The 21,907-nt window shown below is 28.6% G+C and carries 21 protein-coding genes, 1 pseudogene and 1 other annotated feature; of the genes and pseudogenes, 6 read left to right on the top strand and 16 right to left on the bottom strand.

What is annotated here, in order from left to right:
• The first annotated feature begins 45 nt into the window (after nt 1–45).
• Entirely contained in the window at nt 46–1,206 is a 1,161-nt protein-coding gene (locus LQK79_RS08480) for an MGDG synthase family glycosyltransferase (RefSeq protein WP_231016207.1), read from the top strand.
• Here the strand turns inward: LQK79_RS08480 and spoIIR are convergent.
• On the bottom strand, nt 1,199–1,879 hold the full coding sequence (gene spoIIR / locus LQK79_RS08475) for a stage II sporulation protein R (RefSeq protein WP_053241856.1): 681 nt from the start codon (nt 1,877–1,879) through the stop codon (nt 1,199–1,201). The two genes, LQK79_RS08480 and spoIIR, sit on opposite strands and share 8 nt — an antisense overlap.
• A gap of 127 nt (nt 1,880–2,006) precedes the next feature.
• Between spoIIR and LQK79_RS08470 the strand changes: the two genes are divergently transcribed.
• Nucleotides 2,007–2,516: a hypothetical protein gene (locus tag LQK79_RS08470; protein ID WP_053241857.1), complete on the top strand. Its 510-nt coding sequence runs from the start codon at nt 2,007–2,009 to the stop codon at nt 2,514–2,516.
• On the opposite strand, the gene LQK79_RS08465 is transcribed toward LQK79_RS08470, so the two are convergent.
• From LQK79_RS08465 to LQK79_RS08445, 5 genes are all read right to left on the bottom strand, one after another.
• Nucleotides 2,479–3,513 carry an SPL family radical SAM protein gene (locus LQK79_RS08465; protein ID WP_231016206.1) on the bottom strand — a complete coding sequence of 345 codons (1,035 nt, stop codon included), beginning with the start codon at nt 3,511–3,513 and terminating at the stop codon, nt 2,479–2,481. The genes LQK79_RS08470 and LQK79_RS08465 overlap by 38 nt on opposite strands.
• Nucleotides 3,461–4,273 (bottom strand): 5'-methylthioadenosine/S-adenosylhomocysteine nucleosidase family protein, encoded by an 813-nt coding sequence (locus LQK79_RS08460; protein WP_053241858.1) that lies wholly within the window; start codon nt 4,271–4,273, stop codon nt 3,461–3,463. Before LQK79_RS08460 ends, LQK79_RS08465 begins: the two co-directional genes overlap by 53 nt.
• A gap of 1 nt (nt 4,274) precedes the next feature.
• The gene (ispE, locus tag LQK79_RS08455; RefSeq protein WP_231016205.1) at nt 4,275–5,117 is read right to left on the bottom strand and encodes a 4-(cytidine 5'-diphospho)-2-C-methyl-D-erythritol kinase; all 843 of its coding nucleotides are present in this window, start codon (nt 5,115–5,117) and stop codon (nt 4,275–4,277) included.
• Nucleotides 5,118–5,437: 320 nt separating this feature from the next.
• Nucleotides 5,438–7,000 carry a DUF3794 and LysM peptidoglycan-binding domain-containing protein gene (locus tag LQK79_RS08450; protein WP_053241859.1) on the bottom strand — a complete coding sequence of 521 codons (1,563 nt, stop codon included), beginning with the start codon at nt 6,998–7,000 and terminating at the stop codon, nt 5,438–5,440.
• A gap of 369 nt (nt 7,001–7,369) precedes the next feature.
• Entirely contained in the window at nt 7,370–7,606 is a 237-nt protein-coding gene (locus tag LQK79_RS08445; protein ID WP_053241860.1) for a Veg family protein, read from the bottom strand.
• Nucleotides 7,607–7,959: 353 nt separating this feature from the next.
• Here LQK79_RS08445 and LQK79_RS08440 point away from each other — a divergent pair, with 353 nt between their 5' ends.
• The gene (locus LQK79_RS08440; RefSeq protein ID WP_231016204.1) at nt 7,960–8,412 is read left to right on the top strand and encodes a GNAT family N-acetyltransferase; all 453 of its coding nucleotides are present in this window, start codon (nt 7,960–7,962) and stop codon (nt 8,410–8,412) included.
• A gap of 140 nt (nt 8,413–8,552) precedes the next feature.
• Here the strand turns inward: LQK79_RS08440 and brnQ are convergent, their stop codons facing one another.
• The 3 genes from brnQ to LQK79_RS08425 all read right to left on the bottom strand — a co-directional run bounded on the left by brnQ (nt 8,553) and on the right by LQK79_RS08425 (nt 11,632).
• Nucleotides 8,553–9,884: a branched-chain amino acid transport system II carrier protein gene (brnQ, locus tag LQK79_RS08435; protein ID WP_053241861.1), complete on the bottom strand. Its 1,332-nt coding sequence runs from the start codon at nt 9,882–9,884 to the stop codon at nt 8,553–8,555.
• Nucleotides 9,885–10,002: 118 nt separating this feature from the next.
• Nucleotides 10,003–10,285 (bottom strand) — a binding site (T-box leader).
• A 60-nt stretch (nt 10,286–10,345) separates the two neighbouring features.
• Entirely contained in the window at nt 10,346–10,750 is a 405-nt protein-coding gene (gene mscL / locus LQK79_RS08430) for a large-conductance mechanosensitive channel protein MscL (RefSeq protein ID WP_053241862.1), read from the bottom strand.
• Between the two features lie 90 nt (nt 10,751–10,840).
• Nucleotides 10,841–11,632 (bottom strand): HAD family hydrolase, encoded by a 792-nt coding sequence (locus LQK79_RS08425; RefSeq protein WP_231016203.1) that lies wholly within the window; start codon nt 11,630–11,632, stop codon nt 10,841–10,843.
• Nucleotides 11,633–11,830: 198 nt separating this feature from the next.
• Here LQK79_RS08425 and LQK79_RS08420 point away from each other — a divergent pair, with 198 nt between their 5' ends.
• The gene (locus tag LQK79_RS08420) at nt 11,831–12,925 is read left to right on the top strand and encodes an ArsR/SmtB family transcription factor (protein ID WP_231016202.1); all 1,095 of its coding nucleotides are present in this window, start codon (nt 11,831–11,833) and stop codon (nt 12,923–12,925) included.
• A gap of 274 nt (nt 12,926–13,199) precedes the next feature.
• A complete protein-coding gene (locus tag LQK79_RS08415) occupies nt 13,200–14,489 on the top strand; it encodes an MFS transporter (protein WP_231016201.1) in 1,290 nt (429 codons plus the stop codon).
• A gap of 89 nt (nt 14,490–14,578) precedes the next feature.
• Here LQK79_RS08415 and bioA read toward each other — a convergent pair whose 3' ends face one another.
• The 4 genes and pseudogenes from bioA to LQK79_RS08395 form a co-directional block, all read right to left on the bottom strand.
• Nucleotides 14,579–15,919, bottom strand: coding sequence for an adenosylmethionine--8-amino-7-oxononanoate transaminase (gene bioA / locus LQK79_RS08410; RefSeq protein WP_053243299.1), 1,341 nt, complete (start codon nt 15,917–15,919; stop codon nt 14,579–14,581).
• Nucleotides 15,920–15,938: 19 nt separating this feature from the next.
• Nucleotides 15,939–16,619 carry a dethiobiotin synthase gene (gene bioD, locus LQK79_RS08405; protein WP_053241867.1) on the bottom strand — a complete coding sequence of 227 codons (681 nt, stop codon included), beginning with the start codon at nt 16,617–16,619 and terminating at the stop codon, nt 15,939–15,941.
• Nucleotides 16,620–16,687: 68 nt separating this feature from the next.
• Nucleotides 16,688–17,266, bottom strand: a complete 579-nt coding sequence (locus LQK79_RS08400) for a biotin transporter BioY (protein WP_053241868.1) — start codon at nt 17,264–17,266, stop codon at nt 16,688–16,690.
• A gap of 657 nt (nt 17,267–17,923) precedes the next feature.
• Nucleotides 17,924–18,136: pseudogene (locus LQK79_RS08395) on the bottom strand (sporulation peptidase YabG); the annotation flags it as partial.
• Here LQK79_RS08395 and LQK79_RS08390 point away from each other — a divergent pair.
• The gene (locus tag LQK79_RS08390; RefSeq protein WP_231016200.1) at nt 18,118–18,591 is read left to right on the top strand and encodes a helix-turn-helix transcriptional regulator; all 474 of its coding nucleotides are present in this window, start codon (nt 18,118–18,120) and stop codon (nt 18,589–18,591) included. The pseudogene LQK79_RS08395 and the gene LQK79_RS08390 sit on opposite strands and share 19 nt — an antisense overlap.
• A gap of 406 nt (nt 18,592–18,997) precedes the next feature.
• Here LQK79_RS08390 and LQK79_RS08385 read toward each other — a convergent pair whose 3' ends face one another.
• From LQK79_RS08385 to LQK79_RS08375, 3 genes are read right to left on the bottom strand one after another with little or no spacing between them, the layout of a single operon-like run.
• A complete protein-coding gene (locus LQK79_RS08385; protein ID WP_231016199.1) occupies nt 18,998–19,741 on the bottom strand; it encodes an ABC transporter permease in 744 nt (247 codons plus the stop codon).
• On the bottom strand, nt 19,742–20,644 hold the full coding sequence (locus LQK79_RS08380) for an ABC transporter ATP-binding protein (protein ID WP_053241870.1): 903 nt from the start codon (nt 20,642–20,644) through the stop codon (nt 19,742–19,744).
• 27 nt (nt 20,645–20,671) lie between these two features.
• The gene (locus LQK79_RS08375) at nt 20,672–21,907 is read right to left on the bottom strand and encodes a hypothetical protein (RefSeq protein WP_231016198.1); all 1,236 of its coding nucleotides are present in this window, start codon (nt 21,905–21,907) and stop codon (nt 20,672–20,674) included.

Raw genomic sequence — 21,907 nt, 5'->3', positions numbered from 1 at the left:
TATTATTTTTATCCAAAGACTAATATTTAAAGGGTGAATTTTATAATGAAAGTTTTAATTCTTTCTGTTTCAGCTGGTGGTGGTCATAGACACGCTGCATTTGCGTTAAAAAACTATATAATGCAGTATGAACCAGACTCGGAAGTTAACATATTAGATACTATAAAATATATAAATCCATTTTTAGACAAAGTAATTATTGGTGGCTATCTTAAAACCATAAAAGTTTCTCCATCACTTTTCGGTAAGCTTTACAATTACACGGAAAAAGATGATAATTTAGCATCTTTAAGCAATAAATTAAATGAATTTTTAGCATATAAACTTCTTCCAAAAATTGAAGAACTTAATCCAGAGATAATTGTTTGTACGCATCCTTTCCCAATGGAGATGGTTTCTATATTAAAATCTAAAGAAGTACTTGAAATCCCTATGGTATGCATGCTTACAGACTATGCTCCCCACAGTTTCTGGATACGACCTAAAGTTGATTCATATATAGTTTCAAATTCAGATATGGTAGAAGAAATGGTTAAAAGAGGAGTAAAAAGAGAATGTATTCATGATATTGGAATACCTGTTGATCCTGATTTCATGAAAAAATTTGATAGAAGTACTACTCTCAAAGAATTAGGTTTAGATCCAAATAAAAAAACTTTAATGATAATGGGTGGAAGCCTTGGAATGGGAAAAATAAGTGCAATTTATGAACAGCTTTCTGTATCAAATATAAATATACAACTTATAGTGATTGCTGGTAATAATAAAAAACTTTACTCTAAACTAATAGAATTAAAGGAAAATGCAAAGATAGAAACAAGAATACTTGGATATACAAAAGATGTTAATAAATATATGCAAGCTTGCGATTTGCTGCTTACTAAACCAGGCGGTTTAACCATAACAGAAGCACTATTTTGCCATATCCCAATAGCATTGTTTTCTCCTATACCGGGACAAGAAGAAAAGAATGAAAGCTTTTTGCTTAAGCACAATCTTGCCGTACGCCTTGAAGATGGTTCAAACTGTACGGAAATAATAAGAAATATAATATCTTATCCTTCAATACTTGAAGCAATGAAAACCAATTGTGCTAAGTTTTCAAAGCCTTCAAGTGGTAGAGATATATATAACTTACTTTCATTATTAATACACGAAAAAAAAAATAAAGAAAGCGCTTGTAGTGCAGATTTAAAATTTAATTAATATCTGCACTTATTTTCTTAGCTATTGATTTTAATTCTTCAAGTATTTTAAATTTAACTTTTATATTATTATCTTTTTTAGAGTTATTAATGGTATCGAATTCTTTTTTAGTAAGAACCTTTTTCATCTCATTAAGCGTCTTTTCCTCTTCAACCTCGCCTTTTGTAATATCTGTAAAACACAGTGGAGGAAACATAACGCACCACCAATTATGCCCATCTGCTTTGCCAATAAGCACCCTATAAGCTTCATACTTCCCCTCTGGAAGTATAACATCACCATAACTTTTAACCGGGAACTCAACTTGAGCCAATTCCGTCCTAACACCATAATTATAATTATTTTCTTTTATAACCTTTTCTGCAATATTTTTAATGTTGTCATCATTTTCAATAAGAACCTTCCTTGCCTCATCAATGTTTTTGCAATTCTTAAGCTTAGAAGACATATATCCTATAACTTTATCCTTAACTTTAATTTTTAGTTCCTGATCCTTATCAGAATCACTATTAGCAAGAACATGAAATCTTATTAATTTTTTTGCAATATCTCTTTGAACATCACTTGACTTTTGATACGTTCCAGCCGATGCATTAATGCTTGTACCAAAACATTCATTTAAAACACAAAACAATAATACAAAGCTTAAAAACATAAAAAATACTTTTTTCATTTTATTTTCCTCCACACCTTATAGATACTTATACCTTTATTGTTGTCCAATTTGTATCTTTTTATACATTGTAATTATAAAAAGGTTAATTGTGTCAATAATATTAATATTGAACGGAGGTTTTATAATGAAAAAATTTTTGTTATTTAATCTTTTTAATTACGATATACATATAATTAAAACTTACGTATGCAGCATTAAATTCTTAAAACCACTATTTTTAAATAAATCTGAGGATGAAAAAAGCAGCGTTATAGCTTGTATATTTTCAATTACACTTTTTGAAGTATCCGTAATATTTGAAATTATAAAATTAAGAAAACTATTGATACCTTACATCTTATTGTCAATTTCTATGTTACTTTTTCCAACCCTTTTCTATATTTTGATTAAAGTCTATGAAGTTGTGCTTCTTAAAAACCCCGAATTCATATTATATCAAATGAGAGAAGGCGACAATATTCGTATGCTATCAGAGGAGTTTTTTCCGGAATGTACCTGTGAAAAGGTTTGTAAAATTATTATAGCAAAAAATAAATTATCGAAACCGCCTATGACAGGAGACTTAATATTAATTCCTATAAAAAAAGAAAGAAAAGCTATAAAAATACCTTTCTTTCATCAACGTAATTTTTAAAAAGTTTTGCAACATATTTTTCAATTTCATCACAATTTTCATAGGTTGAATAGTCATTTATTTTTACAAACCTGTGAGCAAATATATTAGAATATGGATCAAGTTTTCTCATTCTTTTTAAATGCTCATTTTTAACCCTAAAGGCACCTATATTTATATCTCTTATTTTGTTGCTATCTAAAGCTGTAAAAATATTATCAACAAATTTTCTATATACGTCTTTAAAGTTAGCTATTTTCATTATAGGTTCAATTGAAAGCCTAACTTGAACTCCTTTTTGAGTTGCCAACTTTATGCTGTTAAGCCTTGCATTCAAACTAGGAACTTTCAATTCATATTTTTTTATAACCTCATCAGGTAAAATAGTCCATGCGAATATAACATTATTGGGTATGCACATATCTTTTACAGCTTTAAAATTTGTACTTTTAGTTCTTACTTCTATAAGAAGATTTTTATTTTTCACTGCTGCTTCTATCCACCTTCTAACAAATCCCGTTACATTTTCAAATGCTAACAAATCTGAATCATAGGATATACACAGATAAACTTTTTTATCTTTACTTTCTTCAACGGCTTTATTTATAAAATCATCTATATTTGCAAATATAACTATATTTCCAGACTGATACATTCCTTTAAGATAACAATATTCACAACCATATGCACAATTAAGTATACTTGATGAATAGTAAAAATTTTCTTGTCCAAAGTCCTCACACATATCAGAGCCTTTATATAGAAAATTATTATGCTCAACAGCAAGTATTAAATTTTGAGTTCTTTTTTGAATATTATAATCCTGCCTTGCTCTATTAAATACATCTTTATAATTTTCTATGTACACTATAGTGCTATTTTTAAACTTGTCCAATATATTTCTTGTGACATTAAAATTAACTGCTGATTTTTCAACATATATATGAGAAAATGAATTTAAGCGACTAACTTTCCCACATTGCTGATATGAGTTCATTAAAATATTTTCTTGACTCACTTTTCACCGTCACCCTCACATTTAAAAATTTTTGAAAATCAAATTTATCAAAAGCTCCTCTAAGCTTTAAAGCAATGTAAGCTTTTCTAAATTCTATATTTTGACTTTCAGTGAGCTTTAAATTTTCATCTATACATGACATTACAGCTTTATCTTTTTCACTAAAAAACTGATTTTTAGTCATTGATGCTAAGTAACAATCTATAAAAAGCTTTATATTTCCCAAGTTTTTACTAATAATGTTTTTTATATAATCTCCGCTTATAAGCTTATTATCTGCTGTATCAGATACTATTTTAATAATAGCTATTTGATGATGATACATAAACTTCAATGCACTTTTAAAGAAAGCACTTCCCTCCATATCGCACAAATCACGTATATCTCCATGCTTCACAACCTTAGAGTGTGTTTCAAGATATGCCTCTTTAAATGGATGTTTTATTATTATATCTGGATAATATTCCTCACCACTATCCACATCCTTTATTTTATTTATGAAAAAAGCTTCTCCTTCACTTCTCTCATCGCTCCCGCATATTCCTACATTGATAAATATATCGCTCTTTTCATGGTTATTCTGTGATAAAATACACCCTACTGCACAAGCAGCATTAATCTTACCTGTACCGCTAATTATAAGTTTTATACCATCGCCTTCAAACTCTTGAAAACTAGATATGCTTGAAATTTTTTTAAGATGAAAATAAGAGATTATCCCTTCTGCCTCTTTATATAAACTGCATAAAAAATATACCATTTTAAATTGTCCTTGTAATAAACGTTTCTGGATAATTTTCTTTCATCTTTTCAAAACATCTTTGAGCACTTAAACTATCCTCAAAAAAAGCAAATACAGACGGTCCGCTTCCACTCATCATGGCTCCTAACGCACCAAACTTAAGCATATCTTTCTTTATTCCATCAATAATCCCATATTTATTTATAGTAACCTCTTCAAGTACATTTGCCATTTTTGAACTTACTAATTTAAGATCATCATTCTTTACTGCATTTAATATTTTTTCAGTTTCAGGCTTTTTTACGCTGTTAAGATTGTCATATTCACTGTACACCCATTTAGTCGATACACCAAATTTAGGCTTAACAACTACCAATATTTTATTTTGAAATTTACTCATAGGAGTTATAATCTCTCCAATTCCTTCACATAATGCAGTACCTCCACTTACACAAAATGGAACATCTGCTCCTATTTTAACCCCAAGTTCTTCAAGCTCTTTATTACTTATATCTACATTAAATATTTTTCTCATAGCCTTCAGTACTGCCGCACCATCAGCACTTCCCCCACCAAGTCCAGCAGAAGTTGGTATATTCTTATAAATATTAATACTGACGCCTTCATTTATTCCATATGTTTTCATAAAAAGTTCTGCAGCCTTATATGCTATATTTTTGTTGTTAACAGGTATGTAACTTTTATTGCATTTTATTTTAATGCCTTTTTCTATCTTATTTATGTCTATAACATCGTATAAATCTATACTTTGCATTATCATTTCAAGAAGATGATACCCATTTTCCTTTATTCCTACAATATCAAGCAATATATTTATCTTTGCATAAGCCTTTATTTTCATGTTAATCCTCCTTATATACTGCTGCAATACCTTTTTATAGAGTTTCTAACTTAACTTTGTTTTTCCCTTTAGTACATTATACCATTTTATACATTCACGTAAATAATATTCATCTAAAAATTGCGAAGTAATAATGCTGAAGTAACGATTAAAAAAACTCTAATAAAGCGTGGTGGAAAAATCATAAAATACTAATAACATCCAATTCATTTGAGGGTAGCGAGTTATTGAAAGTAAACATACATGAGGCATGGGCTTACGTCCAAACCCCATGCCTCATGTATGTTTATGTGGCGAAGCATTTTTACTTTGCAATATTTTTACATGACTGCCCTTCCTGGTATTAACAATTTTTCACCTTCTAAAACCTCATCTGTATTTTCCATGCTGTTAGCTTTTATAATATTTTCAACAGTTGTGCAATACCTTTTAGCTATCTTCCAAAGGGAATCCCCTTTTTGAACTACATATATAGTAATACTTGCCTTTTTTTCTGGAGTTACTCCTTCTACTGGAATTACATTTACTATAAAATCTTTATGTTCTGTGTAAAAAACTCTAGATTCTAATGAAATAACTGCTTTAACTAGTATTGTATTTGCCTCAACAGCAGCTTCAATATTTTCAATATACGCTTTTGAATTGCACATCATATCTATTTTAGAACCAGGTATATCAACACTACAGCTAAAAGGTATTTCCTCATTAAGTGCATAAACATATTTATCTGGATCGGACGTCCTATAAACAATAGATGAATTTACAACCCCTTCTAGTGCAACTTTGTCTTCAACCAGTTTTTGATCTGTAATATTAACGCTGCCATTGCACATTACAATTTCTGATGGCATTGGAGAATCCTCTTCAAGCTCTAAATTCTCTTTTACTATAGTTTCAGAAAGGCCACGCCCATAAACCATATTGACATCATAATTTTGTCTTTCCAGCTTTAAATTACTTTGAGGTGAATATGCATCATCTATTATGCTAGCATCTTCTTTTTTAATAAGTTCAACATCACATTTAACAAGTATGTCTGAATTTATTGTTCTTTTTTCTCCTAAATCGTCCTCCTTTAAATTAAATTCCGAAGCTGCAACTTCAAAATCAACATTATAATCCATAGAAGGATCCGCTTCTTCAATATTTTCTTCTCCTGTAACTATTATATCGTCACTTACAAAATTAATTTCTCTTGAGTCCTTATCCCTATATAAAACTCCTATATTTACAAATGCTTCAACTTGAACTTTACCCTCAAGTATTTTTATCTGTCTTTTATGAATATTCGTATCATACTTAAGCACTTCATCTATTTGTGCCTTATCCATCGGTATTGTAATAGCGGATTTACCCACCAAATCCATAGACGATTTGTTTATTAATTTATCTAGTTTACTCTGTTTTCTTAAAAATTGAATTTCTCCTGTACCTAAAACATCATTTACCATTTGTATTTTGCAAGGCTTCTCAATTTCCGCTGATACCTCAACAATACCTTCTACACTTATTTTTCTTTCATTTACAATATTACAATTCATGTGTTCTACGTAAGTATTAGAAAAGCATGTCATATCATGTTCAGAGCCTAGTATATCAACATAATTTGAAAATTTAGATGTATATTCAACTCCACATACTTGACTACTCTCATCTCCGACTCCTAAATAAAGCACATTGAATTTTATATTACCTTCAACATATACTTTATCCTGCATAATATCTGTATTTGTAACACTAGGCTTAGCATCAACCATAAGTATTTTTCTTACATCAGGCTGAGTATCAGGAATTATATATTCTTCTTTAACCACAGTATCTGATGTATTTTGTCCAATAACTTGATTATAATCTATATTTTCCTTCAAAAGTTCAATGCCCATAACTATCCCTCCTCCAAAATACCTAATATATGTATATAGATTGCAATCTAAAATTATGATAATTTTTTGTAATTATTATAGGTACTTGAATTCAACATATTATAATACATTTTTTTCCATTTTTATTTTTATTTTTTTTAAAAATTTGCTATTTTTGTATATAAATCAGATTAATTGACTTGACAATTATCCTAATTTAATATAATATTATAATTGGTTATTGACCATATAACCTCTCATAAATTCTCAATACCCTTTTATACCATAGTTGAAAGATGGACGTTAGCCATCTTTCTTTTTTTGCTGATATTTATTAAATTCTTGTTTATATTACAAAAAAAGCGATACTAATTTATAGTATCGCTTCAATTATGCTCCAAAAACTATTTGCACAGTCTTAGTTAATACATCTGAATAACTATATGTCACTGTCCTCTGGTCATCATTTTCTAATCTTACAACAAAAATGCTAGGGTATGTTTTTTCAATTACTCCACTATTAACGACAACTTTTTTTCTGCCGCCATTTGCTTTAAGCATCACCTTTTCGCCAATATGGTTCTCTATATCAGCTTTTATGGATGCCAAACCATTTCCTTTTAACATAATTAAAACACCCTCTTTCCATGTTAATAATTATAACTCAATATATAAATTTTGTCAACTAAACTTATTATTTTATCAGTGATTATAGAGGTTGTCAACATTAATTTTTTGTGAACATTTGTAAGCATGTATGAATTAATTCAATTACAACTAATAAATTCTTACTTTTATATGTATATATTAGCTTTAAATAACTTTTCTTCAATTTCGTCCTATATACATAAAAATCACTTAAATTATATGCAATTAATGATTAATTCTTTTAAACATAAATGAATTTTTTCAACTTTACCTCATTATATTCAAGGTGGTATAATTATTCATAATTTATATTTAATTTGGAGGTGCTCATAATGGAATATATAATACTCGAAACCAATAGCGACAATGCTGATTTTTCATATCTTACAAATTTGCTAGACAACGACCTGTCTTTAAGATATGGAGAAATGCAAAAAAAGTATGATACATATAACAAGGTAAACTTTATAAACGATGTAGTAATCATCTATAAAGACTCTATTCCAGTTGCTTGCGGTGCTATTAAGGAATATAGCAGTGCTTCAGTGGAACTAAAACGCATATTCGTAAAAAAAGAATATAGAGGCAACGGACTAGCAAAACTATTGATACATAGGTTAGAAGAAATTTCAAAAAAAAGAAACTACAAATACTTAATACTTCAAACAGGTTCAAAACAGTTAGAAGCAGTAAGCTTATATAAAAAATTGAATTATAAAATTACAGACAACTATCCTCCCTACATAGGTGACTCTAATAGTATATGTATGGAAAAATCACTATAATACTTATCCTTTATATTATTCCAAAAAACATTTAAAATAATTCATAATATTTTTATTTAAGAATATTATGAATTATTTTAAATTGTTACTTTATAATATAAATTTTAATCAAAAACCCCTTATGATAATATAATTAAATCTTATGCTTCATTTTGTACCGTCATTTTCTGCCTTGAAAGAGAAACAATGTACCCAACAATCATCCCAAATGCTGCTGGAACTATCCATCCCATACCTTTTGAGTAAAGAGGTATGTAATTAAATGTATTTGTGATAGAAGCTATTTTTAGTACTGCTCCATTAAGCGAATCTATAATACTAAATACTGATGTAAACAACATGCCTAAAGCATAGACATATTTGGACCCGTTAAATAAATTGTTGAGCAAAAACATGATCATAAGTATAATTGCCATAGGATATATTGCATTTAATATTGGAACTGATATTGACAAAATTTTTGTAAGACCTACATTCGAAAAAATAAGGCTCGAAGCTGATAATATAAAAACCCAAGTTTTATATTTAATTTTAGTAGTCAATGTAGCAAAATATTCACTACATGATGTTACAAGACCAACAGCAGTGGTTAAACATGCCAATGAAAATATAATTCCAAGTATCACTGCACCATAATCACCAAATAGAAAATTTGAAACAGCAGTTAAAATTTCTCCTCCATTTTGAGCATTTAATGATATCCCCCTACTTGATGCTCCAACATAAGCAAGCATTGCATAGATAATAATAAGGAAAGCTCCTGCAATTAGTCCAGCTTTACTAGAATATGATATGAGCGATTTTTCATTCTTAATGCCCATTAATTTTAATGTAGAAGCGATAACTATTCCAAAATTTAAAGCTGCAATGGCATCCATTGTCATATATCCTTCTGAAAAACCTTTAAAAAACGGAAATAATGCATAGTCTCCTTTAGGTGCAGCAAAACTACCTATTGGTTTAATTAAACTGCAAACAAATACACCTGCAATCAAAATAAGCAATATAGGTGTTAGCACCTTTCCAAGACGATCTACAAGTTTAGTTGGATTAAGACTAAGCCAAAATGCAATTCCAAAATAAACTAATGTGTATAGGAAAAGCGGTAATGGGCTTACACCAGCCCTCTTAGATAAAAAAGGTGCCAATGCCATTTGATATGCTAAGCTTCCTGTTCTTGGTATACCCAAAAAAGGTCCTATTGAAAGATAAATTAAAATTGTAAAAACAATAGCAAAAACAGGATGCACATGGCTTGCAAGAGCATTTAGCCCTTTTGACTTAGCTACAATTACAACTGCTAAAACTGGAAGTCCAACTGCAGAAATAATAAATCCACTAAATGCTATTACAACATACTTTCCAGACTGCTGCCCTAAAAATGGTGGAAATATTAAATTTCCAGCACCAAAAAACATACAGAACAACATAAGCCCAACGAAAAACAAATTCTTTTTAGATAATTCCTTCATCTTTTTTCCTCCAATTAATAAAAATTTTGAATATTAAAAATATTGCAAATATATTTAATAGTAAATTTGCTCCCAGAGCAGTAAAATTATATATAAATACAAAAAACCCGCCCCCAAATAAAGGGACGAGTTATAATCGCGTTACCACCCTGATTCCATGAATCACTAAACATCTATGATTCATGACAGCTCAATACGTACATCATGATACGTTCTCCTTTTAACGGTAGAGTTCCGTTAAAGCTTACTAAAAACTTCAGCTTTACTTCTCCGGGATGATTTTCAGCTAGAATCTGAACATTAACTTTCACCAAATGTTAACTCTCTTATATTTCCTTGATTTAATAATTAAGGCATTTAGAACAGATATATAACTTACTTTTTTCCTTCATCAAATTTATTTACAATATACATATTTTATATCACAATATTTATTTCATGTCAAATACTTGTACTAATTTTTAATCTCTATTTTTTAGTATGTCCCTGATTTCTTTCATAACTAATACTTCTTCCGATTGAATTTTCACTTCTTTTTCTGAACTTTTATCTTCATTTTGCACCTTAAATCTATTTATTAATTTAACAAACAAAAATATAGAAAAAGATATTATTAAAAAGTTAATTATATTTTGAATAAAACTTCCATAGTTAATTGTAATAGCTGGTACATTTCCATGTTTCTCTTTTATAACAGCTTTTAGATATGTAAAATTTATTCCGCCAGTTAAAACACCCATTAATGGCATTACTATATCATTTACAAGTGAAGTAACTATTTTGCTAAAAGCATTTCCAATAATGACTCCAACAGCTAAATCTATTATATTTCCTTTTACTGCAAACTCTTTAAATTCCTTTATCATATAAATGCACTCTCCATTACCAATAGTTTCACTGTAGTTTTTCCATTATCGCCATTAATAATTCAAAGAAAAGATTACGCATTAATTAAATCAAATAATATTGTAATATGCTAAAGCGTGTTCAATACCATCATTCATTATATCTTTTGTAACAAAAGACACTAAATCAAATAATATAGAAGTACTATTTCCCATAGCAATGCTATTTGGCACATACTCAAGCATTGGCAAATCGTTAGTACTATCCCCAATTGCATAACAATCTTCTAGAGGAATATTGAAATAATCTTGTAAAAATTTAATTCCAGTTGCTTTTGAATATCCTTTAATAACTATTTCTCCAAAATTTCCTCCTCTATCAATATAATCAAAGTCTTTTGTAATAAATGAATAAAAGTCTTCAAAATCACTGTTTTCATTCTTCCAAATAACAAATTTATCGAAAACAATATCAGGCTCATCCCAAGATTTTACTATGTTAGCTCCTCGTTTTTGGAATCTACTTTTTAATCTAGCTAATTCTACAAATATTTCCTTAGTTTCATCAAAAAAAGCGCCGTCTGAGCCCTCTAAAAGTGCCTGAATATTACATTGACGAAGCTTTTTTACAATTTCAACACACTTTTCATGAGAAATAGATTTTTTCAAAAGTTGCTGTCCATTAAGATAGATGCATGTTCCACATCCACAAATATATCCGTCGAATCCAATTTCACGAACTTCTTTTGTAACATTAAATAATGTTCTACCTGTATTTATAAAAACTAAATGCCCATTTTCACGTGCTTTTCTTATAGCCGTTATTGTTGTCTTAGGAATCACATGAGTATCTTCATCAATTATGGTTCCATCAATATCAAAAAAAATCATTTTTCTATTCACTTTAATTTTTCTCCACCCTTCTTTTGTAAAGCCATCTTTTTTCACCAATATAAATTATATAGTGAACCTAGCTCAACTACAACTATATGTCAAATATCAAATACAAAAATAAGCATTGACTATTAAACTTTGTTAAAATAGAATAAGGTTAGATGAATTTCTAATATAAAATTCAAAATATATATTGAGGTGTATCATATGGATAACACAAATAAAAGAATGAGACAAAATACTCGATTTATTATAAATCCGTGTTTAGAATTTGCTTGTGCAATTAGGTGGATTGGTGAAGAACACAAATTGCTTAGTTACGCTAAAGAAATGAATTATAAGATTGAACCTAAAGATGAGCAGTTAATAAATAAAATTAAAGCTAATATGTCTAGATATGTAAAACAAGAGCTGGAATATTTCTATAATATTGCACCAATTTGTACATATCCAGTTGCCTTCATAGCGGATAATCAAGAAATACAAACAGTAGATGAACTACTTAAAAAAATGGAACAGGCAGACTTAACAGTCGTTTTCAAATACTTAGGCGGTATTTTTATTTATGAATATGCTCAAGGTCTTAATGAAGAATGGTCAAAAGTTATCGATAGTCTTGACAAAATGTATAACTATATTGAAAAAACAGTTATTTGTACAAATGAAAAAAAGCAACAACTTTTAGAATGTTTTAGAAATCCTGAAGAAACAAAACTAAGATTATGTTTTATGTTCAAACAATTTTACGAAAAAGCTTATGCTCCTTTTGAAAAAGAAATTTTAGATATGCTAGCAATAGAAAAAGAAAAATATACATCCATATTTAATGCCAATCCAGAAATTTTTTATAAAAATTATATATTAGATTTTTCTAAAAAAACTAAAGGCATATGGAATTTTAAAATTGATATTCATGTAAGCATACTATATCAGATACAATTTTGGGTTTTAAATCTCCATGATTATATAAAAAATCGAGGAATCATAATACTAGGAGCAAGAAATGACAAGTATAATAATAACCTATTAATAAAAGATGAAGTTGAAAAATTTTTAAAAGTTTTAGCAGATAAAAGAAGAGTTGATATTATCAAATTGCTAGCAGAAAAAATTTGCTATGGCTATGAAATTGCAAATATATTAAAGCTTACACCTGCCACAGTAAATTATCATATGACTTTTATTATGGATGCCGGGTTAATTACGTTAGAACGTGAAAATAACAAAGTATTATATAAGCTTGATAAAGAAAAGGTTAAGCTGTTATTTAGGCAAGCTGAAAGAATTATACTTAAAGAGTAAATTTATTGATTCATTGCATAACATCTAAACTGAGCAGATGCTCAAGTTAAAAGGATTTTGAGACCTCCATTTGTAAAAATTGAGGTCTTTTAATTTTCTATTAATATCTCCTTACTAAGAAATATATATTGACTATTAAAAAATATTAAAATATAATGATATTAGATAAAATTCTAACGTATAATATTTTATATAAATATAACGTTAAATGTCATATAATATTCAAATGTTATAGCCTTAATTTTAGTTACCTTTAGAAAGGAGATATCAATTAATGTGTGAGGATAATACCAATGAATTTGCACAAAAACCCAAAAATATTTTTTATAACAAAAATTTTTTACTTTTATTTATAGGAAGAATGGTTTCTGACATGGGCGATGCTATATTTAATGTAGCTGTAGGCTGGTATATTTTAAGTATTACTCAATCTGGTATTCAAATGTCTATATATATGGCAACTGGCACAATCGTTTATATGATAGCAGGACCTTTTGGTGGAGTGATTGCAGATAGATTTAACCGTCAGCACATGATAATTTGGACGGATTTGCTTAGGGCAATATTGCTTACTATAGTTTCAGCATTACTTTTTATGAATATTTCATCAATATTAATTTTCTATTTATCCGCATCTCTTCTCAGTATATTCGGTGCATTTTTTGTACCTGCTTCTAATGCTATTATTCCTAAAATAGTTAGAAAAGATCAACTATCCAAAGCAAATTCCACTACAAGTCTTTCAAGCAGCATTTCAAATTTAATTGGAGTTTCAGCAGCTGGAATGCTTTATGCCATTATTGGAATAAAAGGAATTTCTTTAGTAAATGCTTTATCTTTTTTTATCTGCGCTGTACTTATGATACTTATTAAAACTGTTAAAGAAAGCTTCCCTAAAAATAACATTATAGATAAGAATTTTAGAAAACACATTTTTATTGAAATGAAAGAGGGATTTTTATATCTTAAAAATATCAAGTCAATATTTTTACTAATTTGTTTTTTTGCATTAAATAATTTAATAACTATTCCAATGTTTACAGTCTACATTCCATATATTTTTAATGTAATTTTAAAAGCCAGCGTAAGCAGCTATGCTATGTTTCAAGTTGCTATGACTTTAGGTTCAATGGGAGGAGCATTATTATTTGGAATTCTTCCTCAGCAAAAAAAGTTCTATAGTACATTTAAAATAATTTTCTTTGCCGGAAGTATGCTTTTTCTTTGTGCATCAGCATTCTTTTATTTTTATACAACAGGCTTTATTACAAAATCAATACTAATAGGTACATTTATTTTTCTAGGATTCTTCGGAGGAATAATATTTACAACAATTAACATTCCACTCAATGTTGTTGTGCAAAAATCAATTTCAAATGAATTTTTAGGAAGAGTTAGCTCATTAGTGAGTACAATTTCTATGATAGCAATGCCTATTGGAATGATCATAGGAGGAGGCACAGCTGATTTAATTCCAATGAAATATTTAGTATTTTCCATTGGAATAATATATTTAATCACTGCAATAGTATTTACAAAAATCAAAATTCTTCGTGAAGTATAATGACACTATTCATAATGTATATAAGGATTTGGGATATCCTTCCCTACACTTGCCTCTAGTTTGAAGTCCTCCTATGCCCTTAAATCCTGTTACAATATTATTTCTTCTATAGATTGTTTGCATAATGCAACTGCCTTATTTATTTCCTCCTCGTTAATAGTTAATGGAGGATTAAAATATAAAACATTACAAATTGGCCTTAATATAAGCCCCTTTTTTAAAGCGATTTTATAAACTTCATAACCCATTCTGAGCTTTTGATCATAGCCTTGTTTTGTCTTTTTATCCGTTACAAGCTCCATTGCATTAATAAGCCCAATATTTCTTATTTCACCTATATGTGGATTTTCTAATAGAGCATTCTTTAATTTATCATTTAAATACTTTGCCCTTACCTTTGCTTTTTCTAAAATATTTTGTTCTCTTAAAACTTTTTGAACTGCTAAAGCCGCTGAACATCCAAGTGGATTTCCACTATAGGTATGGCTATGCATAAATGCTTTTCCATTATTATAATCATCATAAAATGCACTATAAATTTCATCTGTTGTAATAGTTATTGACATAGGCATATATCCGCCTGTTAAGCCTTTTGACACACACATTATATCAGGACTTACACCTGCATGTTCAAAAGCAAACATTTTGCCTGTTCTTCCAAAGCCAGTAGCAATTTCATCTGCAATGAGAATAACATTGTATTCATCACATAGTTTTCTTAATTTTTTCAAATATAGTGGAGGATATATTTTCATACCTGCACTTCCTTGAAGTAGTGGCTCAACAATTATTGCACAAAGCTCATCACCATGCTCTTCAAAAGTCTTTTGTGCATGCTCAAAGCATTCTACATTGCAGCAATCTCTAGTTTTTTCATATGGACATCTATAACAATCTGGAGCCTCTACATGAATTGTATCCATAAGCATAGGCTTATATATTTTTGCATATAAATCAATACTTCCAACAGACAATGCACCAATAGTTTCCCCATGATAACCTTCTGTAAGACATGCAAATTTCTGCTTTTTCTTGTTTCCTGTTTGATATTGATACTGGAAACTCATTTTTAAAGCACATTCAACAGATGCAGAACCATTGTCTGCAAAATTAAATTTTTTAAGACCTTTTGGAATAACCTTAATTAACTCCTCACAAAGTTTTATTGCTGGTTCATGTGAAAAATTAGCAAAAATAACATGTTCCAATTTATCAAGCTGCTCCTTAATGCACTGGTTTATTGCTGAGTTACAGTGTCCAAGTAAATTACACCACCAAGAACTTACTATATCTATATATTCTTTGCCATCTTTATCGTATAAATAAACACCCTTGCCATGATCAATTATAATAGGCCTCAATTTTTCATAATCCTTCATCTGTGAGCATGGATGCCATATATATTTTAAATCTTCTTCAACTAAGTTCATATTTAGTACCCTTTCTTTTTTACTCATATACTTTAAGTAATTCATTTATATCAATATTTAATTTCTTATCACCTTTTTTTACTAAGGCTATTATTGGAACTTCAGTAATTTCTTCTATCATCTTTTTATTATCTTCATGCAAAAAATCACCATCACTGTAATGATTTAAAATTATTCCCTTTACCTTTATATTTCTTCTCTTTAAATACTCAACAGTAAGAACTACATTGTTAATTGTTCCAAGACCTGCATCTGCAATAACTAAGGTTGAAAGATCTAATTTCTTTATTATATCTTCAAGCATGATTTTTTTATCATCATATCTGATAGGACATACTATTCCGCCACTTCCTTCCATAGTTACATAATCATATTTTACTGCAGCATTATTAAAAGCTTCTATAACCTTTTCCATTTCAACAGGATGTCCTTCTATTTGAGACGCTAAATGTGGTGACACTGCTTCTTTATAAACATAGGACACAAGGTTATCCATAGTCTCATTAATATTAGCAGTTTTATTTACATAATAGGCATCACCTGGTATAAGTCCATTTTCTGTCACTTCTGCTCCACTTAATGCTGCTTTATAATACCCTGCATTGTAACCTTCATCTCTTAATTTTTTTACTATAAGCGCCGTCACAAAAGTTTTTCCCACATCTGTTCCTGTTGCTGTAATAAAGATATTCTTATTCATTTCAAATCTTCACCTCATATCCTAATTCTTTAAGTGTTTTCATAACTTTCCTTTTGATTTTAAAAATTTTATTCCAAATGTTTAATTACTGGATTAAGACGTTTATAAAGAAACGCACTTATTATACAAAGTGAAATATCTCCTGGAACTGCTAAAACAAAACAATATAAAAATAGTGGCCATAAACCTAGTGGAGTGTTAATTACGAAATTGCAAATTACATAATAATAAATCATACCTAAACTATAAACTATAACTAATCCTACAAAATTAGCTGCTAAAATTGTTTTATATGTTGGGTTATGTACTTTATTTGCAATTTTTCCTGTAACATAGGTTGCAACAAGAAATCCAATTATATAGCCAAAAGTTGGCTTAAATATGTAACCTAGTCCACCTCCATCAGTAAATACAGGTACTCCTATAAATCCAATTAAAATATAAATAAATACACTTAAAGTACCTAGTCTAGGTCCAAGCAAAAGTCCTGCTAACATAGTAAATAAAAACTGAAGAGTAAATGGCAATACAGGTATTGGAATCCTAATAAACGTCCCCGCTATAATAAGTGCTGTAAATATTGAACATAAAATCATTTGCTTTGTTGTTATTTTGCTTTGAATTACACTTGTTTGTTTGCTTTGCATTATTTTTCCTCCCCTTTTTTAATTTAATATATACTTTTCTTTCACTATTGTCAACTTCATTTTATAATTTAGTTTACAATAAATTTTTAAAGCAATACACCTGCAATAGAAAATGTTACAGGCATTCTTTTCCTCTAATCTGGTGCAATAACAGCATCCGTGTTGTCATGATTAAAGTAGTAAATGTAATTATATAACTTACATAATTTGAAGATTGTCAAGTAGCACCAGCTAAACTCAGCATCATAAGCTTAATACTTTACTAATATTCCCAGCAAACATTTTGGTATCATATATCCACGATTACCATATTTCAAACTAAAAAAAGAGCATATAAATCCATTAACTAAGAAGTGGATTTTTTTGCTCTTTTAAAAACTACTTTTTTGATTGTTCTTATATTTATTAGAATGAATTGCTACAAAATCTTTAATGCTTGTCTTATTTTTTATATTTAATTTATGTTTTATAAATAGCAATGAAACCTATAGATGTCACTTCCAAAGCTGTAGCACAAATCATAGCTACAAATACAAATTTTATCACTCATGAGTATCACCTTCTGCTTGTGTCAAGATTGCCTAATGACTTTCTTTTGGTTTTAGAAAAATTACTGAGGTGATACTAATATCTTACATTATTCATAATATAATTATATCATATATAAGACGATTTAGGATATCCCTCTCTGCACTTCCCCCTAGTTTGAAGTCCTCCTATGCCCTTAAATCCCGTTACAGTATTTTTCACAACGTCCTGGATGCTTACCATTTCACTAACATTTGTATATGCCACTTTTTCACAAACAAAAACAGGATCAAGGCAGTGAATTAAGACCCTTCCTGGAGAACTTGCATAGTTTGCACCAGCTCATTGAACCAAATTGCGCTTTTGAAAAGGTATTTTACAAGGAGAAATTTTGCCTACACAAAGAGCTTTACAAGGAACTTCCTGAAAATACTATAGGCGAGAAAATTATAAAACTTAGATTAAGTCATGATATGGATAGAGAAGCTTTAGCTAAAACTTTGCATTTTCATGTTGATACTATTGAAGGATGGGAAATACATAACGTTATGCCTCAGCCTTTGAATATAAAAAAACTTTGCAACTTTTTTAAGGTTAAGCCTAAATATTTTCATGAATATTACCAATTTTATTTTAATAATCCTGAAGGTAAAATTAAAGAGTGGATGGTAAAAAATAAGTTCACCTATGATAAGGTGGCGGAAACTTTGGGGATAAGTCGATCGGGAGTTGGGAGCTTACTGAATGGGAAGTTGAAAGCTTCCTTTTATATGTATGAGAAATTAAAGAATCTATAGAATACCTTTTGATTTTTTCTTAAATCACACATCAAGATTACAATCTCTTGAAATCCTGAAAATAAAAAAAATACTAATTATAATTAAATATTTTAACTTTCCATAAAAAAAATATGTTATACTATAGAATCAAACTTAAATTTACATGGAATACATATACAATATTTATATTGACACCTTTCTTTCCGTTATCTCTATATGGATGGATTCCAGCGCTTATGAGCCACAAGAAAGGATGTTGTAAAATCCGAACTACTCCATTTAAGATAATATATAAAAATTGATACTATTAGATCCAAGTATTAAAAAAAAGCCTTACTATTGAATCAACACTACTCTCTGCTCCTAATATTGCTAAAAAGATTATACCCAAATACATACTATATTAATAAATTTGTATTATATATTATTGCCATTTAAATTTCTTTATCGATATAGTAATACAAATCACAAATATAACAGCTAAGATCAACAAATCTTTTATATAATTATCAATTGCTGTTCCAATCCAAATTCCCTTTAGCACTTTAACTACATATGTTAAAGGTAAAATTTTTGATACCGCATCAATCTTGCTAGGAAAAAGTTCAGCTGGAATTGTTGCACCTGACAAAAATAACATCGGAAAATAAACGGTATTAGAAATAGCATTTGCATTTTTAGTACTTGATGCCAAACTTCCAATTAATAAGCCAATTGAGAATATAACCAATATACAAAATAATAATATTATAGCAAAAGCAAGTATACTTCCTCGAATATGAATATTATATATAACCTTTCCTATAATCAACAAAATTAATATACCAATTATAGTCATAACCAAATTCACAACAAATTCTGCAATTAAAATATTACTTACTCTAACTGGTGTTACCATATACCTTTTCAATACTTTTGTTTCTCTATAATTTACTATAGATAACGGAATACTCATAATTCCTGTCACAGCAATAATCATAGCACAATATGCTGGTGTTGAAATATCTATTGTACCATATCCATTAAATAATTTAGATGGAGCATTACCATAAATTTCTCCAAAAAGAACAAGCATTAGACCTGGAAATACAATGGTAAAAAAAAGATTTACATAATTCCTAAAAAATAGTTTAAACTCTGTAATTATTAACTGAATAGATCCTTTCATTTATACATCCTCCATTCTATATCCAACTAATTTTAGAAACACATCTTCTAAATTTGGTGATTTACATTCAAGATTTTCATACTTAATTTTACTATCTTTTAAATCAGTGAAAATATCTTCTAATGCTGTTTCACCTTTTTTCACCCAAACAGAAACTAATGTTCCTTCTCTTTTTACATTGCTTGCATGAACAAAATTTAATTCTTTATTTTCATTAGTATGAAATGTTATCTTTTGCTCCATTTCATACTTTTCAAAAATCTCATTCAATGTCCCTACTACCTGTAACTTTCCTTCAACTAAAATCGCAATTCTATCACTTAAATACTCCGCTTCATCCATAAAATGAGTTGATAATACAATAGTTTTATTTTGTTTCTTTTGCTTACGAATAATACCCCATATCATCCTCCTTGACTTTGGATCTAGCCCTGTAGTAAGCTCATCCAAGAATATAATCTTTGGATTTGGAATCAAAGCTATAATTATTGATAAGCGTTGTTTTTGTCCTCCTGATAATTCCCTAATGTATGAATTTTTTTTTGACTCCAGATCAAATTCCTTCAGTAAGATACTATAATCAATAGGATTATAATATAGTTTAGAAAACATTTTACACACTTCACTCACTTTTAATCTGTCCGGAAATGATGCCTCTTGTAATTGAACTCCAATTTCATTATACAAGCTTTTGTTTATATCTTTAGCTTCAGTTCCAAGAATAGAAATACTTCCATTATACTTTTTATTTAATCCAACTAAACTTTCAATTGTAGAAGTTTTTCCTGCCCCATTAGGACCTATAATTGTAAATATTTCTCCTTCATTTATATTGAATGAAATATCATTAACTGCTTTTAAATCCTTATATTTTACACTAAGATGATTTACTTTTAAAATCATTTATTTCACCTCTTTCTATAAGCAATCTTAGAACTCTGTCAGTTCTTTCTTGACTAGTATATATTCTTCTTTGTTAAGAAGCTCATATATATTTTTAAACTTTATTTTCAATTTACTATAAGCATCTTGAGATATATCTTCCATAATATTTTCATACTGCTTCATTATAATCTGAGCATATAATTCATTATACTCTCTAACATTAATCTCCTCCATTAAAGATTCTTGCAATATAGTCCAAAATTTTTCAAACCCATTAAATGTGTTAGTAATAACTTCCTTCAAAGTTTTATTTTTTCTTATTCTATTTAATAATCCATCTAAGCCTATCTGATTTATAATCATCTTTACAATATATGGAACAATATTATATGTAACTAAACTATACGTATCGCTATTTTTCTTAATATTGTCCAATTCCTTTAATAGAATATTACATGTATTAATATTTAATACATCAAAAGCAATTGCACATTTTTTCCTCAAACTAATAGTTCCTTCTTCTAAAATAAACTGTTCCGAAATACACTCACATACACCTTCTACTAATTTAATATCTATAAGTGATTTTCCTTTTATCTGATTATTAATAAAGATATGACAGAGTTCATGACAAATCTTTGATTTTTTTATTTTTCCAAACTCCGAAATAATAAATATACAATTATCATTTGCAAAAGCATCTGCCCCTGGTGCCGGAAGCTTATTTAAAATGTCATACATAATGTCATAAGATGATGAAATATATACTTTTATACTTGGAATTTTCCTTTGAAAAATTCCATCTAACCTTTTCTTTACAATCGTATATGTAGGCACTACTCTGCATAGTAATTGTTTATCTGAACATATAAAAAAGTCACCATTTTCTTTTCTTTTTTGTACCCAACTTTCTTCATTTACAATACATTTAGTTTGAATTTGAAATATGGATTTTTCTTTCCTATCCCTACACTTTATTTCAATTGCAAAATCCTCAATCGTATGCTTTTTTAAATTCAATTTAATATTTTCATAATAAGTATTAATATTCTTTAAACAGCATCTTCCTTTATACGAATACTTTAGTACATCTGCATCAACAACTTTATTAAATAAAGTTTTCTTTTTAAATTTATAAACATTAACATTATTTTTCAAGATAAATTCAAGTGAATATGGTGATAAATCATTTTCTAATTTATTACCTGAAATATACACCCCAATAATATATACATGTTCTTTATACAAATTATCTTTTCTAATTTTAATATTAATACCCAT

It is taken from the genome of Clostridium guangxiense (genome assembly GCF_021043395.1).
In the GTDB taxonomy this organism is placed as follows: Bacteria; Bacillota; Clostridia; order Clostridiales; family Clostridiaceae; genus Clostridium_S; species Clostridium_S guangxiense.
This window is presented reverse-complemented; position numbering and strand designations above follow the sequence as displayed.